General features: G+C 49.4%; 13 protein-coding genes. 7 read left to right on the plus strand and 6 right to left on the minus strand.

From position 1 onward, the window contains the following. Nucleotides 1–7 precede the first annotated feature (7 nt). Nucleotides 8–1,654, minus strand: a complete 1,647-nt coding sequence (locus tag P8O70_00605; protein MDG2195383.1) for a carboxyl transferase domain-containing protein — start codon at nt 1,652–1,654, stop codon at nt 8–10. 88 nt (nt 1,655–1,742) lie between these two features. Then, nucleotides 1,743–2,798, minus strand: coding sequence for an LptF/LptG family permease (locus tag P8O70_00610; protein MDG2195384.1), 1,056 nt, complete (start codon nt 2,796–2,798; stop codon nt 1,743–1,745). Between the two features lie 261 nt (nt 2,799–3,059). On the opposite strand from P8O70_00610, the gene P8O70_00615 reads away from it, so the two are divergent. From P8O70_00615 to ligA, 3 genes are read left to right on the plus strand one after another with little or no spacing between them, the layout of a single operon-like run. Then, complete coding sequence (locus P8O70_00615) at nt 3,060–5,951, plus strand: hypothetical protein (GenBank protein MDG2195385.1); 2,892 nt, start codon at nt 3,060–3,062, stop codon at nt 5,949–5,951. Nucleotide 5,952: 1 nt separating this feature from the next. After that, nucleotides 5,953–6,156 (plus strand): hypothetical protein, encoded by a 204-nt coding sequence (locus P8O70_00620; protein ID MDG2195386.1) that lies wholly within the window; start codon nt 5,953–5,955, stop codon nt 6,154–6,156. A 49-nt stretch (nt 6,157–6,205) separates the two neighbouring features. Continuing rightward, on the plus strand, nt 6,206–8,206 hold the full coding sequence (gene ligA / locus P8O70_00625; protein ID MDG2195387.1) for an NAD-dependent DNA ligase LigA: 2,001 nt from the start codon (nt 6,206–6,208) through the stop codon (nt 8,204–8,206). On the opposite strand, the gene P8O70_00630 is transcribed toward ligA, so the two are convergent. From P8O70_00630 to P8O70_00645, 4 genes are all read right to left on the minus strand, one after another. Then, nucleotides 8,164–9,024, minus strand: coding sequence for a hypothetical protein (locus P8O70_00630; GenBank protein MDG2195388.1), 861 nt, complete (start codon nt 9,022–9,024; stop codon nt 8,164–8,166). The two genes, ligA and P8O70_00630, sit on opposite strands and share 43 nt — an antisense overlap. 5 nt (nt 9,025–9,029) lie before the next feature. Continuing rightward, a complete protein-coding gene (locus P8O70_00635) occupies nt 9,030–10,643 on the minus strand; it encodes an FMN-binding glutamate synthase family protein (protein MDG2195389.1) in 1,614 nt (537 codons plus the stop codon). A gap of 30 nt (nt 10,644–10,673) precedes the next feature. Next, the gene (locus P8O70_00640) at nt 10,674–12,275 is read right to left on the minus strand and encodes a PAS domain-containing protein (GenBank protein ID MDG2195390.1); all 1,602 of its coding nucleotides are present in this window, start codon (nt 12,273–12,275) and stop codon (nt 10,674–10,676) included. 62 nt (nt 12,276–12,337) lie between these two features. Next, the gene (locus tag P8O70_00645; protein MDG2195391.1) at nt 12,338–12,712 is read right to left on the minus strand and encodes a response regulator; all 375 of its coding nucleotides are present in this window, start codon (nt 12,710–12,712) and stop codon (nt 12,338–12,340) included. A 369-nt stretch (nt 12,713–13,081) separates the two neighbouring features. Here P8O70_00645 and P8O70_00650 point away from each other — a divergent pair, with 369 nt between their 5' ends. From P8O70_00650 to P8O70_00665, 4 genes are all read left to right on the plus strand, one after another. Further along, the gene (locus P8O70_00650; protein MDG2195392.1) at nt 13,082–15,100 is read left to right on the plus strand and encodes a sigma-54 dependent transcriptional regulator; all 2,019 of its coding nucleotides are present in this window, start codon (nt 13,082–13,084) and stop codon (nt 15,098–15,100) included. 114 nt (nt 15,101–15,214) lie between these two features. Beyond that, nucleotides 15,215–16,606 carry a deoxyribodipyrimidine photo-lyase gene (locus P8O70_00655; protein MDG2195393.1) on the plus strand — a complete coding sequence of 464 codons (1,392 nt, stop codon included), beginning with the start codon at nt 15,215–15,217 and terminating at the stop codon, nt 16,604–16,606. A gap of 2 nt (nt 16,607–16,608) precedes the next feature. Further along, complete coding sequence (locus P8O70_00660) at nt 16,609–17,988, plus strand: MFS transporter (protein MDG2195394.1); 1,380 nt, start codon at nt 16,609–16,611, stop codon at nt 17,986–17,988. Nucleotides 17,989–18,078: 90 nt separating this feature from the next. Beyond that, nucleotides 18,079–18,794, plus strand: a 716-nt coding sequence (locus tag P8O70_00665; GenBank protein ID MDG2195395.1) for a hypothetical protein, incomplete at its 3' end; no start/stop codon positions are given.

Genomic DNA, 18,794 nt, shown 5'->3' on the forward strand with positions numbered 1-18,794 from the left:
AAAGAGTCTATTCTCGGTGAGCACCAGCCATTGGTTTCGGTTCGTAGTGGCGCATTGTGTAGGCCAGCGTTTGCCCAAGGGCTTTACGGCTGAAACCTGGAGGCACCAGCTGTGAAACGGAGCCGAGCCGTAGCGCCTCTTCTGGGTTGAGCAGCTGCTCTTCGTAGCGTGTGGTTAGTCCGGCAAGAGCTTGATCACGAATGGCTGCTGCTTCCAAGTTAGACATTCCAGCTGCCACGTTCTGCTCATATTGCTGATGGATATTTCGGAAATCATCCTTATAAATATACTGCCGTCCAGCCGGTCCCATTACGGCGATACGCGCAGTTGGTAGAGAGAAGACAAAGTCTGCACCAATGTGGTAGCTGTTCCAGGCACAATAGGCACCACCAAAGGCGTTGCGTACAATCAGCGTCAGCCGTGGAACCCGCAGGTCAATGATGGCGTCCATCATCTCACGACCAGCTTGCACAATTCCCAAAGTTTCCTGCTCAGATCCTGGTGCAAATCCCGTAACATCCATCAGGAAGACAGTGGGGATGTTGTAGAGATTACAGAAGCGCACGAACTTGGCGACCTTGCGCGAAGCATGAACATCAATATTGCCGGAGTTGAAAGCGCTATTGTTGCAGATAAATCCAGCAACATGTCCACCCAGACGAGCAAAGGCTGTGATCACTTGTCGGGCTCGGGAAGGTTGAATTTCGAAATAGTCCCCGTGGTCTACAATTTGTTGCAGAAAAAGTCGCATATCCAGTTGGGTGTTAAAGCCCGTTACTGGGTTGGAAAAAGTTTTTTCGAGCAGAACTTCTTCCTCTTCCACCTTCTCATCGAGTGAACCGAAAGAGTTGCTAAATTGGGAAAGTGAGTGATTGTTATCGGGCAGATAACTGAGCAATCGCAAAGACAGTCGCAAGGTGTCCAACTCATCTGGGGCTTCCAGGTCAACGACTCCGCTCTGAGTATGTACCTTAGGGCCACCTAGATCATCTGGCGCGATGTCTTCTCCGAGTGCTTCACGCACAACGTTGGGGCCCGTGAGGCCAAAAAATGTCTGCTGAGGCTGAATCAGGAAAGAACCTTGTCGAGGTAAGTAGGCGCCACCACCGGCATTGTAGCCAAACATCAGCATGATGGAGGGAACAATTCCGCTGATTCGACGCATGGCCGCGAAGGCTTCTGAATACCCATCCAGCCCACCCACACCAGCTGGCACAAAGGCTCCTGCCGAGTCGTTCATGCCAATCAACGGCATTCCATGCTCGGCAGCCATCAGAATTTGACGGGCAATCTTGGCACCGTTAGTGGCGTCCATCGAACCTGCACGAACAGTGAAATCATGACCATAGAAGGCGACATCACGTCCCTGGATGTTAAGAATTCCTGTGACGATTGAAGCTCCATCGAGTTGAGGGCCCCAATTCTGAAAAGTAATGTGGGGTTCCTGTTCAGTCAGGACCCGGATACGCTCCCAGACCGTCATCCGATCCTTGCTATGCTGTGTCCGAATCCGGTCTGGTCCACCTCCTCGACGAGGTAATTCGATCAACTCCTGACCACGTTGTACCATCCGAGCATAGGTCGAGACGGAAGCATCTGACTCGGTTTGTTTTGTCGCAAAGGGGTTGTCCAGACGGTAGCGTTCCAAGATCATTCTCCGGGCAGGAAAGCAAATGAAGGGCAGTTGTCAACCTGTGATTTCTACTGAGCCTTGTGCCTTAGGGCAAGCCAAAAGCCAGGCACTAGCTCCGGCTCCATCGGGCAAGTGCCAGGATCAGAACTAGGAATAGTAGGCAGTTGCCCCACGCTGCCAGAAAAGGTGGTAAGGCCCCTGCGTGACCGACTGCCAGAAAGATTTGGTTGAGAATCCAGGAGATGATGCCAAGAAACACAGCGATTGCTAGGGACTCAGCTGCCTTGCTCTGGCGATGATGAGTTGCTGCCAACAGGGCGCCCAAGGCAACCATCAGGAAAAGTTGGGCTGGGTAGGCTAGTTTCTGAAACAATTCAACCCAGTGGCTCGTAGTGTCCAAGCCTTCCTGTTGTCGTTGTTCAATATCTTGCCAGAGTTCTAGCACTGGAAGATAGTGTGGATCTCTGCGCGGCTGAAAGGAGAGCAGTGGTAGGTCACTGGTGGATAGTTGTCGTGATTCCTGTTCTTCCAATCGCATTCCTGATTCATCGAATTGCCGTTCAGCAACAGCTTGTAGTTCCCAGCCTTCCGGTTTTCGTTGCGCTTTGTTGGCCTGTAAGGATTCCTGAAGTAGATGCCGGGGCTCTCGTAGCCAAGAGAAGCGAGCCAATTGCTCAACCTCACCGTCAGGTTGACGTGGACCAAAATATACAATAGCTTGATCACCGTCTAGCTTCCACTGTGCCGGCAAACCGGTAGCCACTCCTGCATTACCCCAGTGTTTCTGCATCCAGGGCTGAGCATAATTCTGCAATAAATAACCAGCGATCGCTATACCACAGGCAGTAATCAGGAAGGGCCGAATTAACTGCCAGGAGCCAGCCCCGACCGCTCGCATAGCAATCACTTCTGAGGTTCGACTGAGTGTGCTGAACGCTGTAATGGTTGCGAGTAGCACCGTTACAGGAGTGGTCAATTCCAGCAACAAGGGCAGCAACAGAGCTGTCTGACGTAGGAATGCTAAAAAGCTGGACCAGCTGTCAAAGGCTTGATTGAGATCGTTGACTAGGTTGCCCAGTGAGGTGATGGCTACGAAAGCCAACAGGAAGAGAGCGAAAAAACGCAGGAACTCAAGGGCAAGGTATCGTGAAAGAATGGAAAACATGAAAGTGCAGCAGTTTTTGCCTACTCTGAGAGATTAATCATTGCAGATTGTCCGCAGCCAGCAGATCATCCTTGGTTGTTGGAACTGATCCTGAGAAGATAGACCTGCCTTCGTTAGAAATCCACGGTTTTTGGGAGTGCTCTTGTCAGAAGGCATAGTACTGGAAAAACCGAGGAAGATCAGCTAGTCTTCGTCTCTTCCAAGCTGATTCATAGGCAATTGGAAGGCCATTTGTACCTGGAAACGCCCTAAGGAAACGAGATGTCAAATTCAGTCCTGGTCTTTGAAGAAAATAAGGCAATACAAGGACTGATTGCCTCGACGATCAGTGATCAGGTCGAGCTTTGGCAGGAGAGTCGCCCTGATGCCTTCCTGCAGTTGGCAGATCGTTATTCTCCCAGCCTGATCTTCATCAGCAACGCTGACCAGCAGCAAGACTACGCCCTTTGTCGGCAACTGCAGCAGCACCCGTCTCTGAGTCAGGTGCCCAAGGTGTTGCTAGTTAACGCCAGAGATGATGTCAACGAGTCTCTGCTGGAGCAATTTGGGCTTCAAGGGATGATTCGCAAGCCTTTCGAGGCAGCAACGTTGCAGGAACACATCCAGCGCTATCTGCCCAGTGTGGAACTGCAGAGTGAACCGTTGGATTCTGCAGAAGAAGTCAATGTCTTTGATGATGAGATGCTTGGTCTGATTCAGGACAATGGCGAGTCAGTGGATGAGACGATGTTCGATGAAGATACTGGTTGGAGCGGCTCTGCAACAGGTGAACTGCCAGAAGAAGATGAACTCGATGAAGAGTCCCCAGTGAGCTTGCCCAATGTGTCTGATCAAGCTGCTGCTCCCAAGCAAATCCACCCTCCTGTGGTGGAAGAGGATTCTGTTCCGGATGTAGATTTTGCAGAGGACATTGCAGAGGAAGAAGATTTGAATGCAGACGAAATAGAGATCGTTCCGTCTGTAGCAGTAGCAGAAGATCTTGGTGCGGAAGAAACAGAAATAGCGTTATCCGCAGAGACTGATTCATCCGATGAAGATGAAGAGATTCAGTCATTGGATGAATTACTCGGTGCAGAGGCTGCGATGGAAGAGCAGCCCGGTCTGGTTCAACACGATGATATGGTCCTGAATGCAAATGAAGGACTGAGTTTGGTCGATCTTGAAGGTGAGATCATGGATTCCGAACAAAATGAGATTGAGGAAACTCTAACAGACGAAGCTGAAACAGATACTGCTGCTGGAGAGGATCTGGATTTAGAAGAATCGGAGGGACCCTTCGCTGATCTGGATTTAGATCTTGATGAGGACGAAGAACTTCTCGACTCTTCAGCAGAGGAGTCTACGGAAGGATTGGGAGATCCTGAAGAAGAGCCTGTCTTCACAGACTCGGATAGTGCTTTTGATATTCCTCCTGCGGCAGAATGGTCTGAAGAGGAAGAACTGGATACAGATGCTTCAGAAGAACTTGAGTCCACAACAAACGATAGCGGATTTGAGATTCCACCGTTGGAGTTGGACGAAGAACAGGATCTAACAATGTTGGCAGAGGAATGGGAGGAACCACTTTCTTCCGTGGAGGGAGATGATGATATGGAGATTCCACCACTGGAAATGAATGAAGAAGAGGAAGAACTGCTGGTTGGTGACTGGCAAGAACCTGCTGAAGTTTCTTCTCAAGAACTTGCTGAAACAAAAGATGTGGCACTTGCTCTGGACGAACTGGAGGAGGACGAAGCTGATTTTGCTCTCTTCGAAGAAATCGATGAAGATGATTGGAAGGAAGCCGCTGTAGCCGCCAAAGCAGCGGTAGAGGCTACTCCAACGGTTGTGCCTGCGGTGTCACCTCCAGTCAAAGATGCTTATCGTGGACCGATTATCACCTCAGCACAGGGGCTGATAATGGAAAACGTTGATATTCATCAAAACGATTTCGATGTTGATTTGGATATCTGGAGCCGAACTCCTGATGTGGATCAGGTTCTGCGCGACGATGTCACTCCCCTTTCGCTGAATGAGAATGATTTTGATCCGGTACTGCCTGCTTTGTCAACGATAGAGGTCATCCAGGGACCCTTGCGTACTCGCTACACTCCGAATGTGCGCGAAATGGACTATTATCTGGCTGCTACCACTCTAGAAGATGAGGAACTAGCAGAAACACTGACGAACAATGATAGTGTGTTGCTCACAGAATCAGGAGAAGCAACGGGTGACGGAGGACTAGCCGCAGTAATAGAAGACTTTGAGGCAACAGCAGCACTGGCTATCGGTGCTGATGATGAAGAATTGGAAGAATTCCGCCTCACTCTGGATGAAGACGATGAGTTGGTGCTAGAGCCCGAAGAGGAAGAGTTTACCCTAGTTGAAGAAGAGCTTCCGGACTCCTCAGCAATAGATCTATCAGTTGAAGAAGAGGAAGATAACTTGTCAGCAGATGAGGTAGAACATCCGGATCTGTTTGCCGAAGCAGACTTGCTTCTGCTGGATGCTGCTGAGGAAACAGATGTGACAGAACCCGAGCCAGCACAGGAAGAAGTCATTAAAGAAGAGACTCCGGTTGTTGAGAAGAAAAAGTGGCGACGCCAGGTCTTTGAGCAAGATCTTGAAGAGTTACAGCCCCCTGCTCCAGTTGTCGAAGAGATTGCTCCTGAAGAAGAAATTGAACTGCCGATTGTTGAGGACGAATTCTTAGCTGCTGCGGAGGTGGATTCTTCAGAAGAAGTTGATGAGGAGGATGAACTGGCAGCAGAGTCAATGCTCAGCGAGCTGGAAGATCTTGATCAGGAGATGGCAGATTTGGAACAGCAAGAGGTTGAATTGATAGAAATACCAGAAGATGGAGCACTGGTTACCTTGGATGACGAGATGTCTGGTGACCTAATGGCTGAAGGTGAGCCAGAGGTTTTGGAAGAAGAGACGTTTGAGGACTGGGGTGATGCAGTAGAGGCTCTGGAAGATGAATCCGATAGTCCACCACCAGTAGAAACTCCTGCCGTTGCTACTTCGACAGCGACCGAAGTTCCAGCAGGCATGGGATCATTAGATACAGTGATTGAGGGTATGATTACACGATCTGTACAGAAAGCTGTCGCAGATGCAATGCCTCAGATCGTTGAGCGGATTGTTCAGGAACTTCGACAGCCCCGTCCATGAAATGGCCCGTCCCATTGTTCAGGATTATGAAGCGATCCAACTGAGCCAAGCTATCACCGATCGTAAGCAATTACGATTGGTGTTCTTGGATGGAGATACCCTTGTCGAGACAGTCCGCTGGCACACTCCAGCCTGGATTGGTCTGCGTGACGGCAAGGTCATCAACAAGCAGGCCCTCAAGTTCTGGGAGCCGCTTGATCCCTAAAGATCCACCTGTTCGTCACATCCCGCACTGAAATCCCAACCAAACCAACATGACACAGGCGTCCACTGTCCAGCGTATGCAGGAGCTCACTGAGTTAATCCATGGGCACAACGTACGCTACTATCTGAGTACTCCCACGATTAGTGATGAGAGTTTCGATGCTCTGGTAAGGGAATTGGCGCAACTGGAGGCCAGCTATCCAGAACTTCGTGATCCTTCCTCTCCCCTGCTGCGTATCACCGCAACTCCACTGAGCACTTTTCCCTCACGTTCCCATCGAATTCCAATGCTCAGCCTGGGCAATGCCTATTCTCTTGAAGAAGTTGTAAATTGGGACACTAGCTTACGACGCCTGCTGGAGGTAGCCCAAGTAGAGTATGTCGGCGAATTGAAGATTGACGGACTGGCGGTATCGCTGATTTATGAACGAGGCCGTCTGGAAGCTGGGGTCACCAGAGGGGATGGCCAAGTTGGGGATGAGGTCACTCCAAACCTGCTGACAATTGCCAATCTGCCATTACAGTTGCCAGAGCCAATCAATCTGGAAGTCCGTGGAGAGGTTTATCTGCCCCATCTCAGTTTTGAAAAACTCAATTCTCGAAGGCAAGCAGAGGGTGAACCTCTCTTCAAAAATCCACGTAACGCAGCTGCAGGCACACTGCGGCTGTTGGATACAGCAGAAGTTCGTCGCCGTCGGTTGCAAATCCTGATTTATGCAGTTGCTCAGGGCTCAAATAAAACCTCTCACTATGCCAATCTTCAGTGGCTAGGAGAGCTGGGTTTCCCAATCAATCCAGTGACACGCCTCTTACACGACTGGGATTCAGTCAAGAACTTTCTGGAACATTGGGAGAGTGAGCGTCGTCACCTCGATTACGATGTGGATGGGATTGTGCTGAAAGCGAATTCATTGGAAGACCAGGCAGCTCTTGGAATGACTGCCAAATCTCCACGCTGGGCTGTCGCCTTCAAGTTTACTGCAGAACAAGCAGTTTCCACACTGCGTGAGATTGAAATCGGGGTAGGCCGAACAGGAGTTCTCACTCCAGTGGCTCTTCTGGATCCAGTGGAATTGAATGGGACGACGGTGTCGCGAGCAACCTTGCATAATTACGATCAGATTGAGCGACTTCAGCTCTGCTTGGGAGATCAGGTGCTGGTGGAGAAAGGGGGAGAAATCATCCCAAAAATCGTGGCTGTGCACCTGCCTGCTCCTGTGAGTGAATCTAGGCCGATTGATCCACCAACAGCCTGTCCAGCCTGTGACAGCCTAGCAATTCAGTACCCAGGTGAGATCGACTGGCGTTGTCCAAATCCGGAATGTCCCTCACAGCTACAAGAACGGTTACTACACTTTGTCTCTCGCCGAGCAATGGACATTGATGCCGTCGGTCCAGCACTACTGGATCAACTACTGAATCGCCAATTGGTACGGAGTGCTGCGGATCTTTACCGATTACAGATCGAAGACTTGACACCCTTGGAAAGGATGGGACTCAAGTCTGCACAGAATGTGGTGCTAGCCATCGACCAATCAAGACAAAGACCACTCCCTCGCTTTTTGCACGCGCTCGGTATCCCTCATGTGGGTGAAAAGACTGCCCAATTGCTGGCACGCAACTACGGTTCATTGGAGGCTCTTCAACAAGCAGATCAGGAAGAATTTGCAGCAATCCATGAGATTGGCCCAGTGATCGCTGAAAGTGTGGCCCGCTACTTCCGTAGTACAGAAACCAAAGCATTGCTTCAGGAATTCTGGGACGCTGGGGTAAGACCACAGGAACTACAGGTGCAACAGGCTCCTGATTCACTACTAAAAGAAAAAACCGTGGTGCTTACAGGAACGCTCTCGGAGCCAAGAGATGTTTGGCAACAGCGCCTGGAAGACGCAGGAGCCCGGATTTCTGGGAGTGTTTCTAAGAAAACAGATTATGTTTTGGCTGGAGAAAAAGTGGGTTCCAAGCTGGAGAAAGCTAAGAAGTTGAAAGTCCCTGTGATCAGTGAGGATCAGGCTCGGAATTGGTTGAATGGTTCATCCAATAACGAATGATAGCCTTCCTGATAAGTGGGATAGCGCAGCAACAGTCCTGTAGATTGGAGACGCTGATTTGAAATTCTACGCTCGAGGAAGGTGACAGCTGCCTCAGGCTCAGCAAGCAACCCATGATTTTCTGGTGACAAGGCTGCTGGACGTTGTTTCGCACACCACTGAGCAACTCGCAGTGAGGGTAGTGATTGATGATCGACAGCATTAATGCAGGAAGGTAGTTCTGGCTGCAAAATCAGCAGGTGTATCAACCGTGCGAGATCTTCCACATGAATACGGTGAGTAGGCTGGTGTGGAGACATAGGCATTGCTTGGCCATTGCGCAGTCGTTGCCAGAGATTACGTTTGGGGCCGTAGATACCTCCTGGACGAACCACCTGTAAATCGAACGTCTCTCCTAAGAGATCTTCTGTTTGTTTTCGTAGCTCGCCAGAAAGAGAGTCTGGCTCTTCTCTAGTGTCCTCTGTCCAGACTCCTGCTCGTTTAGGATATATTCCTGTTGTTGAAATGTAGAGCAAGCGCGAGCAAGCTGGCCGATGTTCACGCATCCAAGCGGACCACTGCTGTAAGTGATTTCGGTTGGCTTCCAAATCACGGATGGGTGGGATGGTCAAGATGAGCGTTGCCGATTGCACTGGCAGGACTTCCCAGCTAGAAGTCTGAGTCCAGTCAAAGGGTAAGACCGGCAGCGGCTGTTGTGTGAGAATCGCAGGATATGACGAGGTACGGCAGGTCCCCCAGGATTGTGGTGACCAAGGAACCAAACGCGCTAGGGTAGAGCCCAGATAGCCTAAGCCAAGAATACCAACGGTTGGCTCCATCAGATTTAGTGCCGGACAGAATCGAAAGAAGAAGATTGTGCAGAAGCGACTGCACGTGCATAGGATTTGGGCATGTCAGACTGTAGCAAACTAGCTGGCTCCAGATATTCGTAGATTTCCCCGTAGTGCTTGATTTCTGTCGAACTGACCCGTCGCATCAGATGCCAAGGTCGCAGATTGTCTGTATCTTTCAGACCCATTGCTCCAATGATCTCGCAGACACTCTTCTCCAAATTCTTGTGCAGGTTATAGACACGCACTTTCTTGTCTGATGGGTCTAAACCATACATCAGTGTCCGATCTGTCGTCGCAACTCCCACTGGGCAGCGATTCGTGTTGCACTTGAGTGCTTGAATACAACCAAGCGCCATCATCATTGCCCGAGCTGAGTTACAGAGGTCAGCCCCAAGCGCCAGACGCTTGACGATGCCGAAGCCTGACATCACCTTGCCGCTGCTGATGACTCGAATATCCTTACGGAGGTCAAATCCAGTGAGTGCGTTGTGTACAAAGATCAAACCTTCACTCAGAGGGCTACCAATATTGTTAGTAAATTCCAGTGGGGCTGCACCGGTTCCGCCCTCTCCACCATCGACAGTAATGAAATCAGGCTTGATCCCAGTTTCATGCATCGCCTTACAGATGGCCAGAAATTCACGTCGTTTACCCACACAGAGCTTAAAGCCGACCGGCTTGCCCCCTGATTTCTCTCGCAGTAACTGAACAAATTCCATCAATTCCAAGGGAGTTGAGAAAGCTGAATGCCCCGGGGGTGAATTGACGTCCTGCCCCATCGGAACACCACGAATTTCTGCAATTTCCTTGGTTAGTTTAGCTGCAGGTAGAATTCCACCGTGTCCAGGCTTGGCTCCCTGAGAGAGCTTTATCTCAATCATCTTTACCTGGTCCTGAGATGCTTTCTCTGCAAATTTTTCAGCGCTGAAGCTCCCATCATTGTTGCGGCAGGCGAAGTAACCTGTACCAATCTGCCAGATCAGATCACCACCTCCCTGATGATGAAATTTCGAAATCCCCCCTTCTCCGGTGTTATGAGCAAAGTTGCCCATTTTGGCGCCACTGTTGAGAGCCAGTACGGCATTAGCACTCAGAGAACCATAACTCATTGCAGAGACGTTCAGCAGACTGGCCGAGTAGGGCTGTTTACAATCCGGTCCACCCACTGCGACACGCAGATCGGTTTGGTCCAAGTGAGCAGGCTTTAGCGAGTGGTTGACCCACTCATAGCCCACTTCGTAAACATCTTGTTGAGTTCCGAAAGGCACCGTGTCTCGGGCATTTTTGGCACGCTGATAGACTAGGCTTCGTTCCAAACGGTTGAAGGGGCGGCCTCCTGTGTCAGATTCAACAAAGTACTGATAAAGCTCGGGGCGGATTTCTTCCAGCAGGTAGCGCAGGTGGCCAATGATTGGGAAGTTTCGAGGAACAGTTTGTGATTTCTGAAAGACATCACGGAGACCGAGTAGAATGAGTGGTGCACCAATGACTAGAGTCCATAGAATTTCCAGGTAGATCGGAGTAACTGCGGCCAGCATACCGAGATAGAGAATCGTGAGAACATAAAATACCTTCCGTACACTGATAGGTGAATCAGCAATCATGAAAACTCCTTAAGGATGAAAGTTAGTTGCTCAGTTTTGTTTGGTGTGGGAATCTTCATCGAGAACTGCCAGTGCCCGAATCGAGGACGGGAGCGAGAAATAGAAACGAGAGCCTTCGCCCAAGGTGCTCTCAGCCGAGATCTGTCCACCATTCTCACGAACAAGCTCGTCACAAAGAATCAACCCCAGTCCAGTGCCTTTTTCATTGGCGGTGCCAACTGTGGAAAATGAGGTCTCGATCTGAAACAGGTCACTCAGGCGCTGGGAAGCAATCCCAACACCACTGTCTGCGACACAAATGATGATCATCCCATCCTGCTGACTCGCATAGACCTGAATCTTTCCCTGTGCCTGAGTGAACTTGATTGCATTAGAGATCAAGTTCTGCATCACCAAAGAAAGATGGGTACGGTCAGCGTAGACCAGCATCTCAGGATCTAGTGAACAGTCAAAATGGATCTTCTTAGCCAACAGGTTGCCCTGCAGGAGGCTTAGCACCATTTCAACTCGCTCACGCAGCAAAAGTGGCTCTGGTTGATAGCCCATACGACCCGACTGCAACCGGGTCCATTGCATCAGGTTTTCAAGTAGGTTGAGCAAGTTCTGCGCACCTACATGAATGTGGTTTCCGTAAGACCGAATTTCTTCTAGCGTGAAGTCAGAAAGATCACTAGAAAGAATTTCAGCAAAGCCTAAAATCGAATGAAAGGGACTCTTCAGATCGTGGGAGATGATTGAGAAGAATTTATCCTTATTGGCGTTTTGTCTCATCAGCGCCTGCTCAGAATCTACGAGCCGAGCATTGAGTTCCTCCAATTCTTCTGTCCGCTGACGGAGGGTCGCCTCCATCTGCTTTTTTTCGGTGATGTCTGACTGAATTCCAACGTAGTGTGTAGTTTGTCCTCCCTCATCTTTGATAGGGGTAATGGAAAGTTTGTTCCAGAAGGGGCGTCCATCAACGGCATAATTCAGCAACTCGACCGTGCACGAGGTCTTGGTACGAAGCGCCTGGCGGATTGTTTCAATAGTGTTCTGGTTTGTTTCTGGGCCCTGAAGGAAACGGCAGTTGTGACCCAGCACTTGGTCTAGTTCATAGCCAGTAATTTTTAAAAATCCGCTGTTGGCATAGATGATTGGATTTCCATTCTGAGTTGCATCTGTGATTGTAATCCCCTCGTCAGCAGCTGCCATAGCTCGGTTTCGAAGTTGTAGTCCCTGCTCTGTCAGGGCACTTTGTGAAATGTCTTCATGGGTAGCCACCATCCAGGTACGCTCATCGAAACTGAAGTGTGTGAGGGATAGTGAAAACCAGCGTTGTTCCGTATCGCTGTGGCAGGGATACTCTACTTGAAAAGAGTTCCTCTCCCCAGACAGCAATTGCTGGATCGCTTCAGCTACATTTCTCGCATCTTCTGTCTGGGGCCCAATAGCTTCTTGACAGATTCCCAGGTAGTTACATCCTATCCCCCAATTGGGATCTTTGTATTGATTGGCTATGCCGAAGCGCCGCCAAGCATCGTTGACCGCAACAATCACTCCCTGCTCATTGAGGATAGCAAGATGGATAGGAAGGGAATCCAAGGTCTCCTGAAAAAATTTTGTGGAACTACGAAACGGGAGAGCTTTTTCCATGAGGAATTTTGTAGCGTCAGAAGCGCTACCGACGAGCGGATGGCGGAGAGAAGAAGGATTCCTTAGGCGAGATGTTTCTCGACTTGCTGCCGTAATTGACAGGGTGCAATCGGCTTCCGCAAGTATCCTTGTGCTCCGGCCTGCAAAGCGGCCTGCTCACGGCCACTTTCCTGCTCAGCAGAGAGGAACAGTACCGGAGTTTCATGATCGTAGCGACGCAACTCTTCACAGAGTTCTATGCCGGTTCGCCGAGCCAGATTCTGGTCCATCAGAATCAGGTCGGGTTGCGTCTCTGCAACCATGTTGTGAAATTGATCTTCCTGTTGCAAACAGATCAATTTCCAAGTTGGCCTACGAAAGACAGCCTGAACTAAATCCAGACTAGGGCGCTCGTCGTCCAGCGCTAAGATGATTTTAGGTTTAATGAAATTATTCACATTTTGCCAATATAGAAATGTTGGTTAGCGAAGAGCAAACTAATTTTTAGATAAACTTATTGTTTTTTTACTAGGCATATCTAGAAACAGATCAAATTTTCTCTTATTTTTATGAAATTTGGTTTCTACCATGCAGTAGAACCTCCTTCAGCGTTAGAACTCCGACCAATCGCTACATACCCTGTGCCAATTCAGAGTTGGAAGGTGAAGAAGTTCAGATGCTTAATTTATGGGGTTTGGCTCGGTTGAAAAACTGATGTTGGCTAGGGAATGCTAGCTCAAAAAGAACAATAAACTTCTTTACCTAATTTTTTATCATTTTTTAATAAAATAAATTTTCCAAAATAAAATTATCTTGAAAATAAAATTATGAAAATTTTGATAATTGATGATGAACCTTACGTAGAGGCACTGATCAAAGGATGGTTTCGCTCTTCAGGCCATGAATTGAACTTTTTGCAGAGTGGGGCTGCGCTGATGCGTGAGGGAGCCACCTTTGTCAAAAAATATGACGTAGTGATCATTGACAAGCAGTTACCAGAGGTTGACGGGCTCCAAATTGGTAAGCACCTCAAAGAAAACTACCCCGAATTGGTGACGATCATGGTCACAGGCTTTGAAAGTACAGACACACTGGTATCAGCCTTTCGGGACAGTCATTTCGATGACTACATTTCAAAGCCTTTTGATTCGCACAAGCTACAGGACTCGCTTTTACGAGCACAGCGACTGGTCGAAGAGCGTCATGCTCTCACCAGTGAGTACAAACTGAACGAGTCACTACGACTACAGACTATTGAAACTCCAAAACAACTGGTGGGGCAATCGCCCCGTTTTCTGGAGATGATGGCACTGATCAAAAAATTCGCCCCATTAGATGGTCCAATCTTAATTCGTGGGGAGACGGGGACAGGAAAGGAATTGGTAGCTCGTGAGATCTACAAGCGTAGTCGTCGCCAGCACGGCTCCTTCGTGCCCGTGAACTGTGGTGCCATTCCCGCTGAACTCTTCGAGAGTGAGTTGTTTGGTCATGAGAAAGGAGCGTTTACTGGGGCGATTGGCAAAAAGGAAGGCTTGGTCAAATTGGCGGATGGTGGGACCCTTTTTTTAGATGAAATTGGTGATACGCCCAGGGCCTTACAGGTCAAACTTCTACGCATGTTGCAGGAGGGAGAGATCCTCTCGGTTGGCAGTAATCGTCAGCAAAAAGTGAATGTCCGTGTAATCAGTGCGACCAATCAGAAGTTGGAGGATCAGATCAAGGTCAAAGACTTCCGGGAAGATCTACTCTATCGATTAAATGTGTTTACGATTTACCTACCACCACTGAGAGAGCGCCAAGAAGATCTGCCCATGTTGATCCAGCACTTCATTCAGAAGAACAGTACGTTAAATCCGCGTGTGGTTGGGGTGGACCCAAATGCGTTGGAGATGCTGAGTCACTGGCCTTGGGAAGGTAATATCCGTGAATTAGAGAACGTGATCCAGCGTACCTGTGCCTTGGCGGAGTCCGAGCATTTACGCCCAGAAGATTTCAAGGAAATTTACCATGAGTTGGTCAAGGGACACCCAAAGTTTGTGGTTCCCAAAGACAATGGTAACGAAGAAAGTGGTGAAGTCAGCGGTAGCACGGGTAGTCCCTTTACACTGATCAATAGCAATCGAAGCTTCGCCAAGCACAGTGAACAACTCTGGCATGTTTTTCGAGAAAACAATTGGAAGCTTTGGCAACTGGACAATCGTGACGAAGTCCGACAGATTCTGACAGAATGGTTGGAAACAGCGACTTATGTAAAAGTTGGACACTTTGGCAGAATCCAGACTGCTCGTGATCAGGTTCTGCCGGTACGGATCAGCTATCTCAATCCTGAAACTTGCCGAATCGAACAGATTGCCATTAATTTCGGTTTCTACTGCGAAGATTCGCTGGCTGAAGCGCCAGTTTCTGCCAGCTTCGAATTTGCCAGAGAGAATGGTCAGTGCCATCAGATATACCAACCCGTCAAGAAAGGTTTGCCTGACACCTATTTCTTCAACCTATTATATCGCAATCGTCATCGTAACCAGACGATCAGCATTTCACCTCAACACATCATCCGAGCGCTGGTTCTACGGTACGCACAGATGGATACGCCAGTGCGTCCGCTGAAGAAAGTATTTAATAATGTAATGGAATTTCTGATTGATGAAGAGGTTGTTGAGCAATTCCCCTACTTGCCACATGACGGCTTAGAGGCAATGCGAGGTTGCCTTTGTAGCAAGGCCCACGTGTTCTCAGGCTTTTCAAGTCGGCTCAAGGCCAATCCAGATCTCGTAGCCCAGGAAGTGCGCAAGGTCTTCCCAGACTATTCCCTGCCCTTCACGATGCAGCAATCGCTGGCCCAGTGAGCTTGCAAAAACACAGCTGATCAACTGCCACGCCACTATTCCAGTCACTGGGAATTCTGACTTTCCGGGTGACTGGCTCTTCACCGACTTTCTCACCCCGTCTTTGGAGTTTTCATGTACACCGCCTCAATCTTCCTGTTCCGGCGAGACCTGCGTCTATTTGATAATTCTGCATTACGTCAGGCCTTGCAGCGTTCCAGCACCATCTGGCCGATCTTCTGTTTTGATCCTCAACAGGTAGAAGAGCATTCTTATCGAAGTCTGCCTGCTCTGCGTTTCATGTTGGAATCTCTTGCAGATCTGCAGCTTCAATTGGTCGAAACTGGTGGAAGGCTCCTGTTATTCAGAGGGAAGCCTCAGGATTTATTACCAGAGTTGCTTCAACAAAGTGGAGCACAGGCTGTGTTCGTAAATCGAGATTTCACTCCATTTAGTCAGCAACGAGATGCAGATTTGGAGAAAATTGCAAAAAAACAGGGGGTCACTTGGCACAGTGTGGATGATTTGCTGCTGCATCCACCTGAAAACACTCGGAAAGCTGATGGCAATTCCTACACGGTCTTTACTCCGTTTTATCGAAATGCTGCTCACTTGACTGTACCGCTTCCAGAACCGCTCCCAAAGGCACAGTGGGGAACTTCTGTTTTGCCACTTGAGTCTGACAGGGGACAGGACTTGATGTCGTTTCAGATGGAAGCCCATCACCCAGAAACCCCAACAGGTGGTCGCAGTGTGGCGCTGGCAATTCTGGCAAAGGCTTCTCGATTTACAGACTATGGTGAAAAACGAGATTTTCCTGCGATAGCGCAGGGTACAACTCGACTTTCTGCTCATCACAAGTTCGGCACAGTTTCGGTGCGAGAAGTCTTTCACCACCTACTACCCACGTTGGGTAGCTCAGATCATCCTTTGTTACGCCAACTCTACTGGCGGGACTTTTTCACTCAGATTGCTTTTCATTTTCCAAAAGTATTCGGAAACGCTTTTCAATCCAGCTACAACGATCTCCCCTGGTCTACTAACGAGCAACGTTTTGCAGCTTGGTGTGAGGGTCGGACGGGCTTCCCCATTGTCGATGCCGGTATGCGTGAACTGAACAACACTGGCTATATGCACAATCGGGCTCGAATGATCGTAGCGTCTTTTCTGACCAAGGATCTGCACATCGATTGGCGTTGGGGGGAACGTTACTTTGCTCAGCGCCTGGTAGATTATGACCCATGTGTCAACAATGGTAGCTGGCAGTGGGCTGCCTCTACTGGATGCGATGCTCAACCTTACTTCCGGATCTTCAATCCCTGGCTGCAGCAGAAGAGATTTGATGTCCAGTGTGAATACATTCATCGCTGGATTCCTGAGCTGCGAGGCATTTCTCCAACCCGACTCCATCGTTGGGATAAAGAAGCTGATACCTTGGGAATTCAAGATTATCCTGCTCCGATGGTGGAGCATAGCCAGGTCAGCCAGCAGGCCAAGGAACTTTTTGCGCAACATGCCCGGAGATAGTGTTGCCCACAGCAACAATTCCAACCACTACTCGAATCGGCTATTCTATTGCAGAGACAGGCATCAATGCTGTTGAGACACTACTACGCCTCTACTTGCTGATCTTCTATACAGATGCGGTTGGGCTAGCGCCGGGTTTGGCTGGGTTGGCGGTTGCGCTGGGCCTTTGTTGGGATGCGGTGACTGATCCTCTAATGGGCTACCTCTCTGACCGCTGGTACAGTCATTTGGGAGGCAGGCGTCCTTTTTTACTGCTGGGTGGCTTGCTTCTCGCCATCAGTGTCTATCTTCTCTTTTCCCCACCATCGCTAGAAACTACGACAGCAAAGTTCGCTTATCTGCTAGCAGGGTTTCTCTTTCTCAACACGGCGATGACGATTCTGTCTGTGCCTCACATGGCAATGGCGACAGAGATGACTGTGGAACCAGATGAACGTTCCACCCTGTTTGCAATTCGTTTTGCTTGTGGAAACATTGGGGCAATCCTTGGTGCTGGATTACCAGGATTTTTTGCAAGTGGTGAGAGTTTAGAGCCAACTGATCAACAGCTTGCCATGAATGAAATGAGCATTTGGCTTGCCGTGATTGTGTGCGGTACTGCAGGTTGTGCCTGGGTAGCTACAGCCAAGCAACCGATGCATCGTGTAGCCACTCACGTTGAATTGAAGCAGAGTCTGATTCAGTTATGGCGTAACCCAACTTTCCGACCGTTATTGTTGGCCTATATCGTGGCTACCTTTGGGGTGGCCATCAATGGTGCCCTGGCACTTTACTATTACCGCTATCGGTTGTTGTTGGAAGAGCATGAAGTTCAGCTCATTCTAGTAGTCTTCATGCTGGTACTGACCCTCTCTTTAGTAGGTTGGGTGCTACTTTCCAGAAAGCTGGGAAAACTACGACCCCTCCTGCTAGGAGTCTCACTGCTGGGCTTTTTCAGCTGTGTGACCTATCCTTTCTTTCCACCAGGTAATCTCTGGGTACCTTTGTTGGTGGGAGGTGTGCTGTTGGGTAGCTGTGTGGGATCAGTGGTATTGCTAGACTCCTTGCTGACAGATGTGATTGACTATGACCAGGTCCGTACCGGTGTACTCCGATCAGGAGTCTACTTTGGAGTGTGGCGACTAGGCGCCAAAACTGCACGTGCCCTCGCTGTCGCAGGCGCTGGTTTGTTGTTGGAAGTAATTGGGTTTGTGCCCAACACCGTACAGTCGGCAGAAGTGTCGGAAGCACTGGCTTGGCTATTTGGTCCGGGAGTTGGGGTGTTTCTCGTATTGGCAGCCTTGCTGCTGTGGCCATATCGTTTTGATGACGCTAAACAACGTCAGGTTCGGCGGATTTTGCAACGCAAAGAGCTACTTGCAGCAAAAGTGTCGCAGGTGTAGATTGTTCCAAATTGATCAAATTCTGCTAACTCACTACCATCTCTGATTGCAACAAATCAGTTCCTTTCTCAACGCATTGAGCAAACTCACATGTCTTGGAAACGTTGGTTTCTAACTGGATGTCTTGGACTTCTTGCAGGGTTTACAAACGCACAGACGGATCGCCCCAGCGCCCTGTTGACCCTGCACAGCAATCACCCCGTCCCTAGTTTGCAGGAACAGACTTGGCTGTTAGAACTACAGCGCCTGCTGCAGAGCCGCTATTATCTCTGGGTCGCGGCAGAGACTCCTGTTTTGACAAGTGCTCCGATGAAGACAGCAGCCAGCTTTGGTTTCCACATGCAGCCACAGGCTGAGGAGATGCGGTTAGAAATATCCCGTAATCTTGCTGATGTGTTAGTCCAGTATGTAGTATTTTGTCCGGAACCCTGCGCTGGTGCTGGTCGAACAGAAGCTCTGAGGACTCTACTCGCCTTTGTAGAACCAAATGCGAGTGAACTGTGGGCTGCGTTACTACCACCTATCCCCGAATGGAAAGGAATTACTCCACAGCGAAACACCGTAATTTCTTCAGTTGCTCGTTCCAATCCTGAGAGAAAGCCAGCAGTCCAACGCCAGAAGAGTTCCACACAAAAGCAGTCCATTGAGGTGGCACCTGCAGATCAATCAGCAACTTTGGAGGAGAAACTAGTAGCTCGTGCGGATGACCGTCTGCCAGCCAACTCAGCAAAAAAAAAGGCTACAACTCCAACTGCCAAGGCCAAGCCACCTGCCAAGAAAAAGATGTCCCGTAAGGCTGCTAAGCA

Source organism: SAR324 cluster bacterium (assembly GCA_029245725.1).
GTDB lineage: Bacteria > SAR324 > SAR324 > SAR324 > NAC60-12 > JCVI-SCAAA005.

Coding starts and splice junctions, on each gene's coding strand:
- P8O70_00605 (MDG2195383.1), bottom strand. CDS start 1,654: ATGATCTTGGAACGCTACCGTCTGGACAACCCCTTTGCGACAAAACAA.
- P8O70_00610 (MDG2195384.1), bottom strand. CDS start 2,798: ATGTTTTCCATTCTTTCACGATACCTTGCCCTTGAGTTCCTGCGTTTT.
- P8O70_00615 (MDG2195385.1), top strand. CDS start 3,060: ATGTCAAATTCAGTCCTGGTCTTTGAAGAAAATAAGGCAATACAAGGA.
- P8O70_00620 (MDG2195386.1), top strand. CDS start 5,953: ATGGCCCGTCCCATTGTTCAGGATTATGAAGCGATCCAACTGAGCCAA.
- ligA (MDG2195387.1), top strand. CDS start 6,206: ATGACACAGGCGTCCACTGTCCAGCGTATGCAGGAGCTCACTGAGTTA.
- P8O70_00630 (MDG2195388.1), bottom strand. CDS start 9,024: ATGGAGCCAACCGTTGGTATTCTTGGCTTAGGCTATCTGGGCTCTACC.
- P8O70_00635 (MDG2195389.1), bottom strand. CDS start 10,643: ATGATTGCTGATTCACCTATCAGTGTACGGAAGGTATTTTATGTTCTC.
- P8O70_00640 (MDG2195390.1), bottom strand. CDS start 12,275: ATGGAAAAAGCTCTCCCGTTTCGTAGTTCCACAAAATTTTTTCAGGAG.
- P8O70_00650 (MDG2195392.1), top strand. CDS start 13,082: ATGAAAATTTTGATAATTGATGATGAACCTTACGTAGAGGCACTGATC.
- P8O70_00655 (MDG2195393.1), top strand. CDS start 15,215: ATGTACACCGCCTCAATCTTCCTGTTCCGGCGAGACCTGCGTCTATTT.